The sequence below is a fragment of the Acidovorax sp. FG60 genome (assembly GCF_057808995.1).
Genome location: NZ_JBMDJC010000003.1, coordinates 147,677 through 166,766, shown reverse-complemented (window position 1 = coordinate 166,766; position 19,090 = coordinate 147,677). Strand labels below are relative to the sequence as shown.

General features: G+C 65.6%; 22 protein-coding genes. 13 read left to right on the top strand and 9 right to left on the bottom strand.

Annotation, left to right across the window (positions count from 1 at the left end; translation table 11 throughout):
- Positions 1-23: 23 nt before the first annotated feature.
- From ACODS0_RS05790 to ACODS0_RS05780, 3 genes are all read left to right on the top strand, one after another.
- Positions 24-233 (top strand): hypothetical protein, encoded by a 210-nt coding sequence (locus ACODS0_RS05790; protein ID WP_012436203.1) that lies wholly within the window; start codon positions 24-26, stop codon positions 231-233.
- Between the two features lie 216 nt (positions 234-449).
- Positions 450-911, top strand: a complete 462-nt coding sequence (locus tag ACODS0_RS05785) for a DUF6367 family protein (protein WP_012436204.1) — start codon at positions 450-452, stop codon at positions 909-911.
- Between the two features lie 787 nt (positions 912-1,698).
- Positions 1,699-2,013 (top strand): DUF736 domain-containing protein, encoded by a 315-nt coding sequence (locus ACODS0_RS05780; RefSeq protein ID WP_003056203.1) that lies wholly within the window; start codon positions 1,699-1,701, stop codon positions 2,011-2,013.
- 365 nt (positions 2,014-2,378) lie between these two features.
- Here ACODS0_RS05780 and ACODS0_RS05775 read toward each other — a convergent pair whose 3' ends face one another.
- Positions 2,379-2,672 carry a helix-turn-helix domain-containing protein gene (locus ACODS0_RS05775; RefSeq protein ID WP_012436205.1) on the bottom strand — a complete coding sequence of 98 codons (294 nt, stop codon included), beginning with the start codon at positions 2,670-2,672 and terminating at the stop codon, positions 2,379-2,381.
- A gap of 223 nt (positions 2,673-2,895) precedes the next feature.
- Here ACODS0_RS05775 and ACODS0_RS05770 point away from each other — a divergent pair, with 223 nt between their 5' ends.
- The 9 genes from ACODS0_RS05770 (at position 2,896) to ACODS0_RS05730 (ending at position 10,259) form a co-directional block, all read left to right on the top strand.
- Complete coding sequence (locus ACODS0_RS05770; protein WP_012436206.1) at positions 2,896-3,243, top strand: DUF2958 domain-containing protein; 348 nt, start codon at positions 2,896-2,898, stop codon at positions 3,241-3,243.
- 341 nt (positions 3,244-3,584) lie between these two features.
- Positions 3,585-4,334, top strand: coding sequence for a DUF2285 domain-containing protein (locus ACODS0_RS05765; protein ID WP_012436207.1), 750 nt, complete (start codon positions 3,585-3,587; stop codon positions 4,332-4,334).
- A gap of 83 nt (positions 4,335-4,417) precedes the next feature.
- Entirely contained in the window at positions 4,418-4,699 is a 282-nt protein-coding gene (locus tag ACODS0_RS05760; protein ID WP_012436208.1) for a helix-turn-helix transcriptional regulator, read from the top strand.
- Between the two features lie 26 nt (positions 4,700-4,725).
- Positions 4,726-5,574, top strand: coding sequence for a replication initiator protein A (locus tag ACODS0_RS05755; protein ID WP_012436209.1), 849 nt, complete (start codon positions 4,726-4,728; stop codon positions 5,572-5,574).
- A gap of 253 nt (positions 5,575-5,827) precedes the next feature.
- A complete protein-coding gene (parA, locus tag ACODS0_RS05750) occupies positions 5,828-6,466 on the top strand; it encodes a ParA family partition ATPase (RefSeq protein WP_012436210.1) in 639 nt (212 codons plus the stop codon).
- Positions 6,463-6,726: a hypothetical protein gene (locus tag ACODS0_RS05745; protein WP_012436211.1), complete on the top strand. Its 264-nt coding sequence runs from the start codon at positions 6,463-6,465 to the stop codon at positions 6,724-6,726. The genes parA and ACODS0_RS05745 overlap by 4 nt, the downstream gene beginning before the upstream one ends.
- The gene (locus ACODS0_RS05740) at positions 6,723-7,256 is read left to right on the top strand and encodes a DUF2840 domain-containing protein (protein ID WP_012436212.1); all 534 of its coding nucleotides are present in this window, start codon (positions 6,723-6,725) and stop codon (positions 7,254-7,256) included. Before ACODS0_RS05745 ends, ACODS0_RS05740 begins: the two co-directional genes overlap by 4 nt.
- The gene (locus ACODS0_RS05735; RefSeq protein WP_012436213.1) at positions 7,253-7,840 is read left to right on the top strand and encodes a S26 family signal peptidase; all 588 of its coding nucleotides are present in this window, start codon (positions 7,253-7,255) and stop codon (positions 7,838-7,840) included. Before ACODS0_RS05740 ends, ACODS0_RS05735 begins: the two co-directional genes overlap by 4 nt.
- A gap of 436 nt (positions 7,841-8,276) precedes the next feature.
- The gene (locus ACODS0_RS05730) at positions 8,277-10,259 is read left to right on the top strand and encodes a relaxase/mobilization nuclease domain-containing protein (RefSeq protein ID WP_012436214.1); all 1,983 of its coding nucleotides are present in this window, start codon (positions 8,277-8,279) and stop codon (positions 10,257-10,259) included.
- A 47-nt stretch (positions 10,260-10,306) separates the two neighbouring features.
- On the opposite strand, the gene ACODS0_RS05725 is transcribed toward ACODS0_RS05730, so the two are convergent.
- Genes ACODS0_RS05725 through ACODS0_RS05690 form a run of 8 tightly spaced genes read right to left on the bottom strand, consistent with a single transcriptional unit; the run spans position 10,307 to position 17,845 of the window.
- The gene (locus ACODS0_RS05725) at positions 10,307-10,741 is read right to left on the bottom strand and encodes an enoyl-CoA hydratase/isomerase family protein (protein WP_230965135.1); all 435 of its coding nucleotides are present in this window, start codon (positions 10,739-10,741) and stop codon (positions 10,307-10,309) included.
- Positions 10,731-11,102, bottom strand: coding sequence for an enoyl-CoA hydratase/isomerase family protein (locus ACODS0_RS05720; RefSeq protein ID WP_230965136.1), 372 nt, complete (start codon positions 11,100-11,102; stop codon positions 10,731-10,733). Before ACODS0_RS05720 ends, ACODS0_RS05725 begins: the two co-directional genes overlap by 11 nt.
- 33 nt (positions 11,103-11,135) lie before the next feature.
- On the bottom strand, positions 11,136-11,918 hold the full coding sequence (locus ACODS0_RS05715; RefSeq protein WP_012436215.1) for an SDR family NAD(P)-dependent oxidoreductase: 783 nt from the start codon (positions 11,916-11,918) through the stop codon (positions 11,136-11,138).
- 34 nt (positions 11,919-11,952) lie between these two features.
- Complete coding sequence (locus tag ACODS0_RS05710; protein WP_012436216.1) at positions 11,953-12,738, bottom strand: enoyl-CoA hydratase/isomerase family protein; 786 nt, start codon at positions 12,736-12,738, stop codon at positions 11,953-11,955.
- Between the two features lie 11 nt (positions 12,739-12,749).
- The gene (locus tag ACODS0_RS05705; protein WP_012436217.1) at positions 12,750-13,931 is read right to left on the bottom strand and encodes a thiolase family protein; all 1,182 of its coding nucleotides are present in this window, start codon (positions 13,929-13,931) and stop codon (positions 12,750-12,752) included.
- A gap of 28 nt (positions 13,932-13,959) precedes the next feature.
- Positions 13,960-15,636: a long-chain fatty acid--CoA ligase gene (locus tag ACODS0_RS05700; protein WP_012436218.1), complete on the bottom strand. Its 1,677-nt coding sequence runs from the start codon at positions 15,634-15,636 to the stop codon at positions 13,960-13,962.
- A gap of 11 nt (positions 15,637-15,647) precedes the next feature.
- Positions 15,648-16,697 carry a CaiB/BaiF CoA transferase family protein gene (locus tag ACODS0_RS05695; RefSeq protein ID WP_012436219.1) on the bottom strand — a complete coding sequence of 350 codons (1,050 nt, stop codon included), beginning with the start codon at positions 16,695-16,697 and terminating at the stop codon, positions 15,648-15,650.
- A 2-nt stretch (positions 16,698-16,699) separates the two neighbouring features.
- Positions 16,700-17,845: an acyl-CoA dehydrogenase family protein gene (locus ACODS0_RS05690; RefSeq protein ID WP_012436220.1), complete on the bottom strand. Its 1,146-nt coding sequence runs from the start codon at positions 17,843-17,845 to the stop codon at positions 16,700-16,702.
- Positions 17,846-18,039: 194 nt separating this feature from the next.
- On the opposite strand from ACODS0_RS05690, the gene ACODS0_RS05685 reads away from it, so the two are divergent.
- Entirely contained in the window at positions 18,040-19,068 is a 1,029-nt protein-coding gene (locus tag ACODS0_RS05685; RefSeq protein ID WP_012436221.1) for an AraC family transcriptional regulator, read from the top strand.
- Positions 19,069-19,090: the final 22 nt, after the last annotated feature.

Below are 19,090 nucleotides of genomic sequence, written 5' to 3'. Positions count from 1 at the left end.
CTTCGCTGTCAGGAGCACCCCCCATGACCCGCACCACCACCAGCCGCCCGCGCATGGCGGCGATCTACTCCCCCGGCACGGTACGCGCTCGCCGCTGGCACGGCGATGGCGACGTGCGCGGCTACCGCCCGCCCTCGGGCTGGACGGCCCGCGCAGACCTCACCGATATTCACCCCATCACGGGCCGCGCTTTGGTGCGCGCCATGTGGTGGATCATCGAGACGAAGGAATAACCGTCGTCAACACCGCGCCCAGGCCGTTCCGCCCTGGGCGCGGTGAACTTCAAAAAATCCGGGCGCGGCGGTGGCCGCGCCCGGTGTTGAAGGCCAATAGCCCAATCAGAACGCCGCAGCCTTCGCAATGGCTCAGTGCGGCATTGAGATTTCGGCTGGCCCCCTCATATTGCTTGCTTCATGTTTGTAAAACAGTGTCTTCAGGAGGGAATCTAGATGAAGCTTGCTGATATTTTGAAGGACCTTGACGCAGAGAAAGATCCGGACGAAATTTTGATTGAAGTCACGTCGGAAATTTTGAAGCGCTGCGGCCTGCAAATCACATTGGAAAGCCGATGGGAACATTCTGGGCATAAAGACTGGATGTACCGTGTTGACCCGGAAAATCCAAGCATTCCCTTGAAACGTCACATCCACATTGCAAGGAGCAAGCACACCAGCTCAAAAGGTATGCAGGCCTCATGGAATGACGATGGTTCTCGTCACGACAGGGGGTCTTTCAACACCTCTGTCGGTGACACGGCGCGCGTTAGGGAGATTGCGAGAAGCGTTCTGAGTCTCCCGCCAAATGTCACGCTCGAAAGCGCTGACCATCCCGGAGTTGCTGGATCTTGGGTTGACGAAGTGCGGTTTTCCACGGATGGGAAGGTTGCCTACGTTTCCATTCGCGCGCTTTAAGAATGACAGCGTGAGGTGAGCGTGTCGGCGAGTTGCGCCGCCGGGCTTTCGGGCTGCGCCCCGTGCCGACTCCGGCGTCACGGCCATCCGGCTTCAATCCCTCACGCCTTCGCGCCTGCGGCGCTGCGCGCTGCGCTTGCCTCCAGGGGATGGGCGCAAGGCCCATCCCCGCCGCGCAGGCTTGGCGCCCCTCGATACCACCGAACCGGCTGTGCCGGATCGGGCCGGCCAGTGCCTCGCCGCAATGGACGGGTTGGCGAACACGCTGGAGCTTGCTGCGGCAGGTTGTGCGAATCGGTGCCGTCCTCAACGCTGGAGGTTCTCACCCATCACGTCACGAAGGACGGTTCACGGACAGCCCGCCCGGCCTCGCTATGGAGCTTCCACGCCACGCCTCAAGACCGGCGCCGCTCGGTGCGGCCGGGGCGTTTTCGCTTGTCGTCGGGTGGTTGACCTGGCCCGCGTCAGTGGGCGAGCCGGTGCAGCCTTTGTGCGGGGATGCCGAGCCGGCCCTGCCTCCGTTCGGTGCGGTTCGGCCCAAGGCGTCCTTGTGTTGTTGTGAATCCTGGCGGTGGCGCGGCTGCGCCTCGGGCTTCATGGCTGCAACCGTCCAGCGAAAACAATTTCCCCTCTGCTGCGCAGATTCCTCGCGGGCCAAATTGTTTTCTCCTCCCGGTGCTCCACTGCGTTGCGCCCGCAAGCGGTGCAGCCCGCCCGTCCCCCGCCGGCCGGATCACAACAAGGACGCGATGGGCGCGAACCTTGTTCCACCAAAAGGAGATCCATCATGGCCAACATCGGCACCTTCACCGCAGACAAAGACGGCTTCACCGGCACGCTTCGCACCCTGACGCTCAACGTCAAGGTCAAGCTGGTGCCCAACGACAAGGGCGACAACGAGAAGGCCCCGGACTTCCGCCTGCAGGCGGCCAGTCACGACATCGGCGCGGCGTGGAAGAAGACCAGCGAAGCTGGGCGGGAGTACATCTCTGTGACCCTGGATGATCCTTCGTTTCCGGCAACGGTCTATGCCCGGCTAATCGAAGGCGAGAACGGCACGCACGACTTGATCTGGTCGCGCAGCAAGCCCCAGGCGGCCTGACGGCCGCCAGCGCCCCGTCCACCGCGGCGGGGCGCAGTGCTGCCTTCGCGGCACTTCAAGGAGGCGACACCATCGCCTGGGTTGCGCCGTGTCGAGTTGCTTCCTGGGCGTTGCAGCCTTCGGTTGCAAGAATGGCCGGGCGTGTCGGTGCCTTGCACCGCCGGGCTTTGCGGGCTGCGCCCCGTGCCGACTTCGCCGTCACGGCCATCCGGCTTCAATCCCTCACGCCTTCGCGCCTACGGCGCTGCGCGCTTCGCTTGCTTCCCGGGGAAAGCCCTGCGGCCTATCCCCGCCGCGCGATGCTTGGCGCCCCTGCAGTCCCCGAACCGGCGGCGCCGGATCGGCCACGCCAGCGACGTCGCACGCTATGGCGTGTCACTCTTCTTCGTCACAGTCTCCAACTGCTGGCGCACCTGCGCCAGCAGTTGATCGACCTGCTGCAGGTCGTCGCCGGCATAGGCCAGCGTCAGCAGCGTGAGCGGGTGGATCTCCATGACCTCGCACAGCTCGGCGAGCTTGTTCAGGGTCGGACTTTTGAGGTCGCGCTCCAGCGTACTCATGTAGGTGCGGCTGGACACGTCGGAGAACGCCTCCTGGCTCAATCCACGCGCTTTCCTGATGGTCTTTAGTGCCTCCGACAATGTATGTTTCGCTGCCAACCTTGGATCTCCCCAAAATCCAAGATGACAGTCGATTGCGCCCTATAGGACTACAACCTATAGTGTTCATTCATGTAAACCTACCGCTTTTGTGCTTTTACGGAAATCCGTATCTGCGGTTTTGGACGGAAGCGCAAAGCCGCTTGCGTGCCTTTCCTCAAACCCGCCGATACGGTTCTGCGCTTTCACTCTTCGGCGGTTTTGTACGAATGAGGGGGTATCTATGAACCGGCTCATCACCGAGGACGAGCGCAAGCAACTGCTGGAACACGGCCGGGTCCGGGCCGCTGGCTTGGCCAATGACCCGTTGCCCGTGGTGCGGTTGTTCACGCCAGATGCGCACGCCACCTGGCTGCTGACTTCGCTCGATCCCGTCGATGGCGACACGGCCTACGGCCTGATCGACCTGGGAATCAGCATGCCCGAGTTGGGGACGGTGAAACTTTCCGACCTGGCTTCCATCGTCGGGCCACGCCAGCAACCCGTCATGCGGGATCGGTATTTCCGGGCGGTGCGCCCGTTGTCGGAGTACCTGCGGCTGGCTAAGGAGAACGGTTCCGTCCTCGATTGAGCCGTTCGCGCCACGGTCTAGCCGGGCGCATTGAGACTATTTCGGTCTTGCTTCAGACCTGTCAGGTCTTAGTTCGCACTGTTGCACCAAACCGGTGCCATCCTGACGCAAACAGTCATGATGCCGGCCGTGCCATCGGGCACGGTGGGTATCGCAGGAGGCCGCATTTCCTCGCGCGCCACCGTCGCATTCAGACGATCCACGCAATCCATCGGATGCTTTTCGTCTTGACACGCAAGTTACTAATCTACCAGCTTATTCACGATTGGATGCTAGTTCGATGCGGTGACGTTTGCGTGTGAAACCGGTGACGGCCGTCCTGCTCTACGGGAGTTTGCGTCATGGCCGAACCGCACCACCTCGCGCACTGGTATCCGACTGCCGCCTACCTCTACGTGCTGTGCCTGGATACGCTGGCACTGGCCTGGGAGTATCTGCGCCGCCATCCCGATTACCGGCTTGACTGGCTCCACCGTGCGCGCCGCCTCGATGCTGCGCATCGCTGGGGCTTGCGTCTGCTGGAAGACCCGGCCCTGGATGCGCGTGACGCGCATCCGGCCTGGCTGCCTGGCCATGAAGCCGTGGTGCAGCTCCACCCGGATGCCGATCCGCCGCCTGACGCTGCGGCCTTCGCCTTCTGGTGCATCCCCGGTCACAAGCAGCTGCTGCATGACGGCAAGGGCCTGGCGCTGATCGCGCGCAGTTCAGGCCATTGCCTGCGCTATGCGCTGGCGCCTGGCCTGGAGGACGGCATGGCCGTGGCTTACGCCCACCGCGGTCACGGCACCACGCATGTGCCCGACACGCCTGCGCCAATGGCGCGGCCCAGGCCACCGCCTGCGGCGCTGCTGGAGCTGCACACCCTGCAGGCGCTCGATGCGACCCTGGCGGGTGCGTCCTTACGCGACGTAGCTGAAGGCTTGTTCGGCGCGGATGCCGCAGCTGGTTGGTACAGCGACGGCGGCCTGCGCTCCAAGGTGCGCCGCCTGGTGCGGCGCGGCGATGCGCTGATGCGCGGCGGCTATCGCCGCCTAGCACAACTGCCGCCGCTTGAGAAGGGTCGTTTTGAAGAGAGCGCAAAACGACCCTGAGCACGAGGGCTTCGTTTTCTGAGACTGCCTCCATCCGGTTGCGCTGTGTGGCCGGAGCCCTGCAACCGATGGAGGTTCTCACCATGCGTCCTGCTCCCTTGCGGCCTGCCGCTACTGTCTCGACCGCTGCCGCGCAACCGCAGCGTTATCTCACCAACGACGAGGCTGCCGATTACCTGCGGCTGTCGCCGCGCACGCTGGAAAAGCAGCGCGTGCTGGGTGGCGGCCCCAAGTTTCGCAAGTTCGGCCGCCGCGTCATGTACGCCGTGGCCGACCTCGATGCCTGGGCTGCGGATCGCAGCTTCGAGAGCACGTCCGATCCCGAATACGCCGAGCAGCACTCGGCGGACAGCCGTGCGCGCTGATCGCTGGAGTGCGGGTGGCCTTCGCCATGTCCAGCCCATCCGGGGCAGTCAGGCAGGAGCGCGAACAGCTCGATCTGTTCCGCGCCTTGCCGGGCAACATGGCGCCGCGCGACAGCCAGGACCTGATGGCCTTTCCGTTCTTCTCGCTGGCAAAGTCGCGGCGCACGGCGCCCATCGACTTCCAGGCCAGCGGCGTGACGATCCGCGTGGAGGGCACGCAGGAGCACGGCATCGCCACGATTTGGGACGCGGACGTGCTGATCTGGGCGGCTTCGCAGATCGTGGAAGCCCGCGACGCGGGCTTGCGCCCGTCGCGGCTGATGCAGGCCACGCCCTACGAGATCCTGCGCTTCATCGGGCGCGGTACGTCGCTGCGAGACTACCAGCGCCTCAAGGCGGCGCTGGATCGCCTGCAATCCACGACGGTGGCCACGTCGATCCGCGAGACGACTGGGCGGCGCCTGCATCGCTTCTCGTGGATCAACGAGTGGAAGGAGCTGGCCGATGCCAAGGGCACGCCCTTGGGGCTGGAGCTGATCCTGCCGGACTGGTTCTATGCGGGCGTGCTCGATGCCGCGCTGGTGCTGACCATCGATCCGGCGTATTTCCAGCTGACGGGCGGGATCGAGCGGTGGCTGTACCGTCTGGTGCGCAAGCACGGCGGGCGACAGCCGGGCGGCTGGCAATTCGACTTCCGGCACCTGCACCGCAAGTCGGGCAGCACGGCCAAGCCCTACGACTTCGCCTGCGACCTGCGCGCCCTGGTGGCGCGGCAGTCGCTACCGGGCTACGTCCTGGGCATCGAGCGGCTGGATGGCGCCGAGCTGCTGACGTTCCGGCCAGGGCGTCCCGTGCCGTCCGCGGCACGGGGATAAACGGTGCGCGCCCTGTGGACGGACTCGTGCTATCAGGCGTGCCCGGTGTCGTGCTATCAGGCGTGGGACTATCGTGCTATCAGGCGTGTCCATCGGCCGCAAAGCCAATGCTGGCGCGGGTTTCGGCCTCCCTTAACTTCCCTAACTTAAAACATCTAACTGATAGTAGAAGCGCCGCGCCACGGTGGACAACCACCACGCTGCCCGAAATCCAGCTGCAACAGCCAGGCTTTCCAACGCGGAGGGCCAGGCCATGATCGTCGCGCTGCTGAACCAAAAAGGCGGCGTGGGCAAGACCACGCTCGCCACCCACATCGCCGGCGAGCTGGCGATGCGCGGGCAGTCGGTCATCCTGCTGGATGCCGATCCACAGGGCTCCGCGCTGGACTGGACACAGCGCCGCAGCCAGCAAGGTTTGCCAAGGCTGTTCAGCGCCGTGGGCCTCGCACGCGAAACGCTGCATCAGGAAGCACCAGAACTCGCCAGGCGGGCCGATCATGTCGTCATCGACGGCCCGCCGCGCATCGCCGCCTTGGCGCGCTCCGCGCTGCTGGCGGCCGAGCGCGTGCTGATCCCGGTTCAGCCCAGCCCCTACGACCTGTGGGCTTCTGCCGAGATGGTGGCGCTGATCCGCGAGGCGCAGGTGTTCCGGCCAGCGCTGCGCGCGGCCTTCGTCATCAATCGGCGCGTCAGCACCACCGTAATCGGACGCGAGGCACGTGGCGCGCTGGCCGAGCAGCCGCTGCCTGCGCTGCGCGCGGAAATGCATCAGCGCATCGTGTTCGCCGACAGCGTGGCCGCTGGCCGGCTTGCACGCGAGACGGCGCCGGACAGCGCCGCCGCGCGCGAAATCGCTGCGCTGGTCGATGAACTGCTGCGGTGGCCGTCATGAGCAGTCCCGCCAGCAAGCGCACGGCAAAGCGCGTCGGTATCGGCGCGCGTCCGCCCGCGAATCCGCACGCTGAGGCGTGGATTCGCCAGGGCAGCGCCGATGACCTCCAGAAAGGCGACCTCTACACAGCTCGCCTGACCCTCGACATCACGCCCGCCATGCGGGCGCGCATCAAGGTATCGGCCTTCACGCTAGGCGTGACGGTGGCCGATCTGCTGCGCGCGCTGCTGGAGCGCGAATTCCCGGAGAAGTCCTCATGAACACGTCCGCCTCAACGACTTCGACTGCATCGGCACCGCCGTCCATCCCGCCTGTCGGCGTGGCCGACGGCGTGCCGCTGACGCGCGTTGCGCTCGCATACATCGACCAACGCTTCGACCTCTACCTGCGCTTCGGTGATCCTGCTCACATCATCCGGTTGGATCGCTGGCGCCGCTGCGCGGTGTTCACTCCGAATGCGGTTCTCTGCCGCATCCGTTGGCAGGCCAACGACTACGGCACGATCCGCTGGCAGCTCATGGTGATGCAGGCGTGCATGTCGATGGATGGCGCGCAGCGCATCCCCGGCGTGCAGCCAGGCGCGCGCCTGTTGCTGCACGCCGAGGGTGAGCAGTCGGTGCGTGCGGTGCTGGCACGCATCGACGCCATCGAGGCGCTGGGCATCGTGCCTGCTGGCGCTTCGCCCGCGTACTGGCGCACGCTGGGCAACCGGCTCGCGGCGCGCCTGCAGTTGCCCGAATACAGCGCCGAGCGGCACGCCGCCTGGCTGGCCGGGAGAGCGCTGTCATGACCACGATTTCTGTTTCCACTGCTGTCACGCATCCTCGCTCGCGCCTGCGCGCTCGCATCGTGCTGGCGGGCCTGTCCGTCTGCGGCCTCGCTGCGCTGGCCTGGGCGTCCTTCGTGCATCCACTGCCGCGCCTGACCTACAACCCGTCCGACAGCGTGGCGGTCGGTTGGTATCGCGTCGATCCGCTCGACCATCGCACCAGCTCGCCGCCACATCCTTTGTCCGTGGGCAGCATCGTGCTGGTGCCGCTGCCTGCCGAGGCTGCCGCGCTCGCTGCGCAGCGCGGCTACCTGCCGACGCGCATCCCGTTGCTCAAGCGCGTGGGCGCGGTGGCGCCGCAGGAGGTGTGTATCGCCGACGGCAGAGTCCTTATCGACGGCGTGCCTTCGGCCGCCGTGCTGTCTGCCGATCGCTGGGGCCGGCCGCTGCCATCCTGGCAGCAGTGCCACCGCCTTCGGCCTGGCGAGCTGTTCCTGCTCAGTGTCACCAATCCGGCGTCGTTCGACAGCCGGTATTTCGGGCCGGTCAGCGCAGCCGCCGTGATCGGCGTTGCGCGTCCGGTCTGGTTGGAGTCGCGCCCATGACGGCCGCCGATTCGCTGCGCATCGTCGTGCTATTGGGCGTGTCGTTCGGGCTGCTGTCGCGGTGTCGTCGTGCGTGCAGTGCGAGCGCATCCGCGCGGCACTTCGCGCTGCCTCCGGCGCAGCCGTCCCACGTGCAGGCGTCTTGCCTCGAACACGGCTGGCCTGCGGCCATCGCCGTGTTCGCCGGTGCGCTGGCTGCTGGTGCAGCCTTGCCACCGGGCCGCAGTTGCCGGGAGCGGATGCGAGAGGCAAATGCGGAAGGCAAGACAAAAGGGTGCGGCACCTGTCGGCCCGCAAAGCCAGTCTGCACATGGGGGTGGCGCGACACGCAGCGGCTTCGCCACCGTGCCGCGTGGGGCGCGAAGCCCGCGCCGATGCGGGCATGTCCGCGTGCTTCGCACGCCCGGACACGCCAGAACTTGCAAGGAGCACAGCCATGACCGACCGCCGCGACGACGATTTCCGCATCCGTCCCAGCGCCCCGAAGAACCGGGGCCAGAGCTTCGTCTCCAAGGTACTCAAGCAGGCGGGCAAGGCCAGCGGCGGTAAGTCCTCGGTGCGCCGTCCTGGTGGCAGTAGCAAGAGTGCCGGCTCCGGCCAGCGGCCCGGCTCACGCTTGGGACGCGGCCACACGGCGGCGCGCTTCGCGGGGGCGAAGCTCACGTCCATGTCGCGGCGTGTGACCATCAAGACGCTGCTGCTCAATCAGCACCGAGCCAGCCCGCAGTCGCTTGCCAAGCACCTGCGCTATATCGAGCGCGATGGTGTGGGCCGCGATGGCGAGTCGGGCCAAGCCTACGGGCCGCAGACCGATGCCGCCGACCTCGATGCGTTCAAGGAACGCTGCGCCGACGACCGGCATCACTTCCGCTTTATCCTTTCGCCCGAAGATGGCGCGGAGCTGGAAGACCTGCGCACCTATACCCGGCACCTCATGGGTCGCATGGAGGCCGACCTTGGCACGGGCCTCGATTGGGTGGCCGTCAATCACTGGAACACCGACAACCCGCACACGCACATCGTCGTGCGCGGGCGCGACGACACCGGCAAAGACCTCATCATCGCGGGCGACTACATCGCCGATGGGTTCCGCCATCGCGCCGCCGAACTGGCGACCGAATGGCTGGGGCCGCGCACCGAGCTGGAGATCCAGCAGACCTTGCGGCGCGAGGTGGATCAGGAGCGGTGGACGAGCCTGGATCGCACCTTGAAGCGCGAGGCCGGCGACGATGGCATGGTGCATGTCGAACGGCTCAACGAACCCCGACTGCAACGCCAGCGTCTGCTGCTGATCGGCAGGTTGCAGCGTTTGCAGCGCCTGGGCCTGGCCGACGAGGCCCAGCCCGGCACGTGGACCGTCCACAACGATGCGGAAAAGACCCTGCGCGCCCTGGGCGAGCGCGGCGACATCATCCGCACCATGCAGCGGGCCATGCGCGGCGAGCCACGCGAACTGGCGGTGTTCGAGCCTGGGGACGATGGCCGAACCATCCTCGGCCGCGTGGCCGCGAAGGGGCTGGCCGACGAACTGCACGACCGGGGCTATCTGGTCATCGACGGCGTGGACGGCAAGGCCCACTACGTTGCGCTCAACGCCCGCGACGAGCTGGCGAACTATCCGACCGGCGCCGTGGTGGAGGCAAGGAGATCGGCTGACGTGCGCGCGGCCGACAAGAACATCGCCGCGTTGGCGAGCGATGGCCTGTACCGCACCGACCACCACCTTGCCATCGCGCAGGGTCAGGCCGTGCCCGGCCGCGATCCGCAGGAAGTGGTCGCGTCCCACGTCCGCCGGCTGGAAGCCTTGCGCCGTGCCGGTATCGTGGAACGGGTGGCCGAGGGGCTATGGAAGGTGCCGGACGACTTGCCCGAGCAGGGCCGTCGCTACGATGCGCAGCGCCTGGGCGGCGTGGCGGTGGAGCTGAAATCGCACCTGCCCATCGAGCGGCAGGCCCGCGTGATCGGAGCCACCTGGCTCGACCAGCAGTTGATCGGCGGCGGCTCGGGCCTGGGCAACCTGGGCTTTGGCAGCGAGGTCAACCAGGCGATGCAGCAGCGCGCCGAATTCCTGGCCGAACAGGGGCTGGCAGAGCGGCGCGGGCAGCGCGTAATCCTCGCGCGCAATCTATTGGCGACACTACGCGATCGGGATGTGATTCGGGCTGCCAAGGATATTGCCACCGAAACCGGGCTGGAACACCGTCTGGCGGCCGATGGCCAGCGCGTGACCGGCATCTACCGGCGCAGCCTCATGCTCGCCAGTGGCCGCTTTGCCATGCTCGATGATGGTATGGGGTTCAGCTTGGTGCCATGGACGCCGGTCATCGAACAACGACTCGGCATGCTGATTTCTGGGCAGGTACATGGTGGCACCCTATCCTGGCAAATCCGACGGCAGCAGGGTTTATCCGTTACCTGACGCCAGCAGCGATTGAGCACCTACCGACCGGATGCGTCTACAGCCGTTCAGCGTCCGGCAAACTGCGGGACTCGCTTTGCGACGAACGCGTGAACCGCTTCCAGCGAATCTGTGGTTTTCGAGGCTCGATTCATTTCGGCCGCCTCCAGCCTCAATGAGGTCGCCAGATCACTCTCGAAGGCAGCGAGTTGCAGGCGCTTGGCGCCCGCATAACCTTGCGTTGGTCCGACCGAAAATTGCACCGCCATACGCCGCGCTTCGCCCAGCAGGCTCTCGCCAGGAACCACTTTCTCGACCAATCCCCAGGCCAAGGCCTCGTCCGAACTGACTACGCGATTGGTCAAGATCATGTCTCGTGCGCGTCGTCCACCCACTGCGCGTGGAAGTAGCCAGCTGATGCCGAAATCCCCCGCGTATCCGAGGCCGGTATGGGCCGCCACAAACTTCGTCCCACTTGCGGCAATCAGGTAGTCAGAGGCCAAGGCAAGCCCGAGACCGCCTCCGGCCTCCGGCTACCGCGCCTTGTACGGCGCAGACTACCGGGAACGGCAGGCTGGCGAATTGAGGAATCATGCTTTCGGCCACTCTCAGTTCGTCATCGACCAAGGTAGACAACGCATCGCCTGCGGCCACCATTTCTTCGATGTCGCCTCCGCAACTGAACATCCGGCCCTCGCCGCGCAGCAGCAAAGCTCGAATCGAGCCATCGCGTTCGACATCTGCAATGACACCAGCGAGCACGTTTACGACCGACGTGCTCAACGCATTCATTTTTTTTGGCGAGTTGAGTGTTATGGTCGCGACGGCACCATTCTTTTCGAGAATTACCGGATTTCCAGGCATGCTGACGTTCCCTGATTGATCAAAATTTCAGCGTCAGCGCGGCGCCATGCGAATGGCACCATCCACACGAATGGACTCGGCATTCATGTAGCCGCAAGTAACGAGAAACTCGACGGCCTGCGCGAATTCATCGGGGTCGCCTAAACGCTTGGGGAAGGGCACGCTGGCCGCCAGCGCCTGTTTGACGTTGTCCGGCAGACCCAGCAGCAACGGTGTACCGAAGATCCCCGGCATGATGGTGTTGATCCGGATCCCTTCGTCCATCATGTCGCGCGCGATTGGCAGGGTCATGCCCACGATGGCTGCCTTGCTGGCCGCATAGCTGGCCTGGCCGACCTGGCCGTCCTGCGCGGCGGCCGAAGCGGTGTTGACGATGACGCCGCGCTCGCCATCGGTCAGCGGCGCGAGCGTCAACATACCCGCGGCTGACTTGGCGATGCAACGGAAGGTGCCCACCAGGTTGATCTGAATGATGCGATTGAAGCGATCTGCCGCGCATGGGCGGATTTCGCCGGTTTTCTTGTCGCGGCTGACAGTCTTGACGGCATCGGCAGTACCGGCGCAGTTGACCAGAATGCGCTCCTGCCCGATGGCCGCACGGGCCTTGGCGAAGGCGGTGTCCACCTGCTCCTCAGATGTCACGTCCACATTGCAGTAAACGCCGCCGAGTTCGCTGGCCAACGCCTGGCCGACGGTTTCGTTCATGTCGAAGATGGCGACTTTGACGCCACGGCTGGCCAAACGCCGGGTCGTGGCGGCTCCCAGGCCGGAAGCGCCCCCGGTGATGATGGCCGAGATGTCGGAGTTCAGTTGCATGGTTTTTCCTCGATGGATGACAGATAGACAGGCGTTATTGGCCCGTGAAGTGGGGGGTGCGCTTGCCCAGGAATGCCGCTTGCCCTTCCAGGTTGTCGGCCGAACGCAAAGCGACGAGGAAATTACGCTTCTCATGCTCCAGGCCTTGCGCGAGCGGAGTCTCAAAGCTGGCCAGTGCCGCATCTTTCGCCAGCGCCACGGCCAGCGGCGAATTGGCTGCAATCCGGTTGGCCATCGCCAACGCCGTCGGCAGGGCCTGGCCATCAGCCGTCACTTCGGCGACCATGCCTGCATCGCAAGCCTTGCGGGCGTCGATGAAATCGCCGGTCAGCAACAGGGCCATGGCCTTGGACTTACCGATAGCGTGGATCAGGCGCTGCGTGCCCCCGGCACCCGGAATGGCGCCCAGCTTGACTTCCGGCACACCAAAATTGGCAGACTCGCCAGCGATCGCGATGTCGCAGGCCAGCGCTAATTCTGTGCCGCCGCCCAGCGCGAGCTTTTCCACCGCTGCGATGACGGGCTTGGGGAAGCGCTCCAGTTCCGACCAAAAGTGGCCGCCTGCTGCCGCACGATCGCCCAGCAGTGGCTCGGCGCGCAGCGCATCGAAGGCCGTGATGTCGGCCCCGGCGCAGAACACGCCCTCGGCGCCGGTGATGATGACCGCGCGCACGGTATCGTCGTCGCGCAGTTGCACAAGCTGCGCACGCAGGCCATCGAATACCGCGCGGTTCAAGCTGTTCTTCGCGCGCGGGCGGTTGATGGTCAAGGTGGCGATGGCGCCATCGCGGCTGACGAGCACTTCGCTGGCTTCGCTCATGGTGGCTCCGCTCATCCAAGCCGCTCGATGATGGTGGTATTGGCCGTGCCCGAAGCCTCGCAGATGGTCTGCAGGCCATAGCGGCCGCCCCGCCGCTCCAGCTCGCACAGCAGGTCGGTGAGCATGCGCGCGCCGGTGGAACCCAGCGGATGGCCGATGGCCACCGAGCCGCCGTTGACGTTGAGGCGATCGTCCGGAATGCCGAATTCCTGCTGGAACATCAGCGGCACGCCGCCAAAGGCCTCGTTGACTTCAAACAGGTCAATGTCGGCCGGGGTCAGACCCGATTCCGTCAGCGCCTTGCGGGTGGCATCGAGAACAGCGGTGAACTGGATCACCGGGTCGGCTGCCGCCACGGCGGTGCTGACGAAGCGCGCGCGCGGCTTCAGGCCATGCTGCTTGGCATAGGCGCGGCTGGCGATCAGCAGCGCGGCGGCGCCATCGCTGATCTGCGACGAGTTGGCGGCCGTGGTGGCACCGTCGGCGGCAAACACGGGCTTGAGCGTGGCCATCTTCTCGGGGTTCGGGTCGGCACGCACGCCTTCGTCGGCAGTGACGAGCGGGCTGTCTGGGTCGGCTGGGTCTTCGTTCAGTCGCACCAGTTGGTCTTGGACTCGGCCAGCCTGCAAAGCCTCGGTGGCGCGCCGATGGCTGCGCACGGCGAAAGCGTCCAGGGCCTCGCGCGTGAGGCCGAAGCGCTTGTTCATCAACTCCGACGAAGCGCCTTGCGCCAGCAGCGGGTTGTCCTGGTAGCGCGCCAGTTCGCGCGGGCTGTATTGCGAGCCCAGCGGCGCGCCGGGTTTGAATGACGGCGGCATGGGGGCCTGCGACATCGATTCCACCCCGGCGCCGATGACCAGTTGGTAAGCGCCCGCCTGGATGCCATGCACGGCAAAGCTCACCGCCTGCTGGCCGGAGCCGCATTGCCGGTCAACCGTCACCGCCGGGACGGATTCGGGCAGCCCCGCCGCCAATACGGCATGACGGCCCAGGTTGCCGTGCTGTTGGTCCCATTGCAGCACGCAGCCGACGATCACATCGTCCAGATCGGCGGGGTTGATGCCGGAGCGCTCGACCAGCTGGCGCAGCGTCTCGCCCAGCAGATCGACGGGGTGCCATTTCTGCAGGCGCCCGCCGCGCTTGCCCACGGGGGTGCGCAACGCACCGACGATGACGGGTTCATGGTCATTCATGTTCTTCTCCTGGTGCAAAAAGGTTGGCTCACTCGGCGTAGCGGCCCGCATGCTCGGCGCGGATGCGCTTCTTGTCGAGCTTGCCGACGCTGGTCTTGGGGATGGCTTCGACGAACAGGACCTGATCTGGCAACTGCCACTTGGCGAAGGCGCTGGTCAGGTGTTCCTGCAATTGCTCCTGAGTCGCCTGCTGGCCGGGCCTCAGCACCACCAGGGCCAGCGGCCGTTCCTGCCACTTCGCATGGGGAATGCCGACCACCGCGGCGTCGCGCACGGCCGGGTGGCCCATGAGCAGGTTTTCCATGTCGATGGAAGAAATCCATTCACCACCGCTCTTGATCACGTCCTTGATGCGGTCGGTGACTTTGAGGTAGCCGTTCTCGTCCACCGTGCCGACATCGCCCGAGCGCCACCATCCGCCTTCCAGGAAACGGTCTGCGGAATCAGGCATGTCGTGGTATCTGGCCGTTATCCAGGGGCCGCGCAGGCAAATCTCGCCCGCTGACTTTCCGTCGTGCGGCAAGTCCTTGTCGTCGGCATCGAGGATGCGAATATCCACCCCGGTCAGCACCAGACCCTGCTTGCGCTTGAGGTTCCACTTCTCTTCCTCGGTCAAGCGCTTCTTGAGCGTGGACTTGAGGCGGTTCATCGTCACCAGCGTCGTGGCTTCGGTGGCGCCGTAGGCGTGCACCACCTCAGCACCCGTGAGGTCGTAGAAACCGATCATCATCGACAGCGGCGGCTCCGTGGCGCCAGACAGCATGCGCATGCGGCTGAAGTCCGGCTTGACCGGCATCGTCTCGATGTACTGCAGCATGGGCTGGAAGATGGCCGGTGCGCCATTGGCGATGGTCACGCCCTCGGCGATCATGGCATCGACCAGCGGCTTGGTGTCTTCGGCAACGTAGCGGCCCGGCAGCACGATCTTGTCGGCGAGCAGCGTGGCGGCCTGCGGCAGGCCCCAGCATTGCCCGTGGAACATGGGCGTGATGAGCATGACGCAGTCGTCCAGCGTCATGCCCAGATTGGTGGCCATGGCCGTGGAGTGCAGGTAGATGCCGCGGTGCGAGTAGTACACGCCCTTGGGCTTGCCCGTGGTGCCGGTGGTGTAGCAGGCGCTGTAGGCCGAGGTTTCGTCGATCTCGGGCCAGTCGATCTTCGTGTCGGCGGCGGCCAGCAGGTCTTCGTAGTGCAGCAGCGGTTTCAGCGTGGTCTTGATCTGGTCCAGCGGCTTGTCGGTCATGACAATCCAGCCCTTGATCTGGGGCGAATTCGCTGCGACGGATTCGGCAAGGGGTAGCAATGACTCGTCTACGCAAACGTAGGACACCTTGCTGTGGTCGACCACGTAGCCCAGGTCCTCTGGGCCCAGGCGCAGATTCATCTGCAACATGACAGCACCCAGGCCGGGAATGGACCAGTACAGCTCGAAGTGGCGTCGGCTGTTCCAGTCCAGGATGCCGACCCGGTCGCCCGGCTCGACGCCGAGAGCGCGCAGTGCATTGGCGCTGCGGCAGACGCGCGCGTAGCAATCGGCATAGGTGTAGCGATCCCAGCCGCCATCGGGTGTGCGGTAGACGATCTCCTGGTCCCCGTGGGTGCGCGCAGCGTGCCGGATCAGCGTTGTGGTGTTCAGTTGGCGCTCGTTGCCCGTGGTGGACGGGCAGCCGCGGACAGGCTTGGTGGGCTGGATGGTGTCGGTCATGTGCTTGTCTCCTAGGTAGTTGTGTCGAGTGCCTGGAACCGTGGGGCCGGGGCCGCTTCGATGGCGCCGGATGGGGTGATCTGGTAAATGCCCCGTGCTGCGTTATGCGGATGCCGCACCGCCTCGGCGAGGCTGAGCACGGGCGCAAAGCAGGCGTCGCTGCCTTCGAGCAGCGCGCACCAGTGCGCCCTGGGTTGGCTGCGGATAAAGGCTGCGATCCGCTCTTTCAGCGCTGGCCACGTCGCCGCGTCGTACTGCTCGGCGGGGTTCACGTCAGCAAGGCCCAGCTTCGACAGCAGAAGCGCGTGGAACGCTGGCTCCACTGCTGCGAGGCTGATGAAGCCGCCGTCAGCGCAAGCGTATACGTCATAGAACGGCGAATCGTGAAACGGGCTCGGCTGCGCGCCGTCAATTTGCCCATTGGCGCGAATCCAATGCACCAGCGTGCCCAGCATGGCCACGATGTCAATGATCGCGGCGTCCACGACCCGGCCGTGGCCGGTGGCGCGCGCATCGACCAGCGCGCAGGCGACGCCGAAGGCCATGCCCAGCGCCCCGGCCCCATCCCCGAGTACCGAGGGCGGCACGATGGGCGCCTGCCCCCTGTGCGCCGACAGCGACAGCAGGCCTGTCAGCGCGACGTAGTTCAGGTCGTGGCCCGCGGCCTGGGCAAGTGGCCCGTCCTGGCCCCAGCCCGTCATCCGGCCATAGACCAGCCGGGGATTGAGCGCCGCGCAATCTGCGGGGCCGAAGCCCAGCCGCTCCATCACCCTTGGGCGAAAGCCTTCGATCAGAGCGTCGGCCTGGGCAATCAGTTCCAGTGCGCGCGCCTTGCCACCGGGCGACTTCAGGTCGATGACCTCGACCTTCTTGCCGCGGTGCAGCGGGTTCTCCACCGCCCCGCCCAGCCGCTGCGCCCCAGCAGCCTGCTCGGCCCGTGCCAGCGCGATCACCTCGGCGCCCATGTCGACCAGCATCCTGGCGGCCAGAGGGCCTGGACCGATGCCCTCAAACTCCACCACACGGACGCCGTGCAGAGGCAACTGCAGCGTGTGCGGCATGTTCACAGCTTCCTCGAAACCAGGTCTTTCAGGACCTCGTTGGCGCCGCCGTAGATCTTCTGCACTCGCGAAGCGGCATACATCCGCGCGATCGGATACTCGGCCATGTAGCCGTAGCCGCCGAACAATTGGAGACACTCGTCCACCACGCGGCACTGCTGTTCGGTGCACCACCACTTGGCCATGTAGGCGGCCTCGTTGTCGAGTGTGCCGTCCAGCAGTCTCTGTGTACAGTCGTTGACGAAGCTGCGCACCACATGCGCGATGGTCGCCATCTCGGCCAGCTTTTGGCGCGTTGTCTGCATGTCGAACAGAGGCGCACCGAATATCTTGCGCTGCTTCGTGTATTCGATGGTGAGCTCCAACGCCCGGTCGATGACGGCCGCCGCCGGCACTGCAATGACCATGCGCTCGTAGGGCAGCGCGCCCATCAGTTGCCCAAAGCCTTGGCCTTCAACGCTCCCCAGCAGTTGGTCGGCTGGAACGCGCACGCTGTCGAAGAAGAGCTCCGCCGTGTCCGAGGCCTGCATGCCGATCTTTTCAAGCAGGCGGCCCACACGAAAGCCTGGCAGGTTCTCGGTCTCCAGTACGAACAGCGACACCCCTTTGCTGCCCGCGCCACTGGTGCGCGCCGCGACGATCAGCAGGTTTCCGGTGAAGCCGTTGGTGATGAAGGTCTTGGCGCCGTCGATCACGTAGTAGTCGCCGTCGCGCCGGGCCCGGGTGGAGATGGCCTTCAGATCCGAGCCGCAGCCCGGCTCGGTCATCGCGATGGCGGCCAGCATCTCGCCGTTCGTCACCTTGGGCAGCCAGCGCTGCTTTTGCGCTTCGGTGCCAAAGTCCAGGATGTAATGCGAAGCGATGGTGTGCACCGCGATATTGACCGGCATCTCGGCCTTGGCCAGTTCGTCCTGCACCACCAGCTGGTAGGCGAGGCTGGCGCCGGCACCACCATAGGTCTCGGGCATCTCGGGCAGCAGAAAGCTCATCCCGCCGAACGGACGCCAGACCTCGCGCGGGATGTAGCCCTGGCGGCGCCATTCGTCGAGCCGGGGAGTGAATTCGGCGGCAACGTAGCGACGCACCTGCTCGCGAAAAGCGTCGATCTCGTGGTCCATCCAGGCGTGGCGATACAGCTGTGGCAGCATGGGCATGTCTCCTTGTATGTTGGCTTCTGACCCCGCACCGGGCGTTCCGCACAGCGCCACTGCCGAAGTGTTTTTGGGGATGCGACAATCGTAGTAATTGGCCCCTGCGAGGGCGATAGCGGATTGCCTCAATCAACTGACAAATAACTTCTTTTGGCCCGCGCGACCGGCGTTGGCTCCTTCGATCACACGCAATGCTGCAACCCGTCTTCACCGCTCCTATCTTTGCCGTGCATGGCCTGCTGGACGGCGCGCGCGGCAAGGGGCTGGCCACGCAAGAATGGCTGAAGGGCGTGCTGGGGCGCGCCGGCATCAGCGAATCGCTGCTGGAGCTCAAGGATTCGCGCGTAACCGTGGAGCAGTTCAACGCGCTATTTATCGCTGTCAAGGACAGCCTGAACGACGAGTGCCTGGGCTACCTACATGAGCGACCCATGCGCCCGGGCAGCTTCGCGCTAATGGTGCGCAGCGCGTTCACTGCCCATTCGTTGTCATGCGCCCTGCGTCGCCTGAGCGAATCCTTCGCCCTGCTGCAGGACGACGTGACGCTGGTGCCCGTGACCGAGGGCGCGCTGGGGGGCTTCGCGCTGGAGATGCGCGGCGGCCCGGGCGCACATGCCGAATTCCTTCATGCACATCTGCTGCGCGTGTTCTGGCGCTTGTTGCTGTGGCTGCACGGCGGCCGGCTGGTGCCGCAGCGATTCGACTTCAATTTTGCGCTGCCGCTCCATGCGATGAGCTACGGGCGCATCTTTTCCGGCACGCTGTGCTTCGGGCAGCCGCGCACGGCCGCCTGGTTCGACGCCGATGCCTTTAAACAGCCGGTGCGGCGCGATCGGGACGCGCTGCAGTCCTTCCTGCGCGCCACGCCGGGCAACGTGGTGGGGCCTTACCTGAACGAGCGCAGCGCCAGCGCGCGGGTCCGCATGGTGCTGCAGCGGGCCAGCCCGGAATGGCCCGACCTGGTCGTCACCGCGCAGCGCCTGCACTTGTCGGTGAGCGCGTTGCAACGGCACCTGGCCTCCGAGGGCACTTCCTTCCAGGCGCTAAAGGACCAGTTGCGGCGCGACATGGCGATCGTGCGCCTGACCAGCAGCGAAGCCTCGCTCGTCGCCATCGCCGCCGACCTGGGCTTCACCGACAGCACCGCCTTCCAGCGCGCCTTCAAGGTCTGGACCGGCAGCGCGCCGGGAGCCTACCGTGCCCGCTCGCGCAGCAGGTAGAACCCTACATAGAGGCATTCGA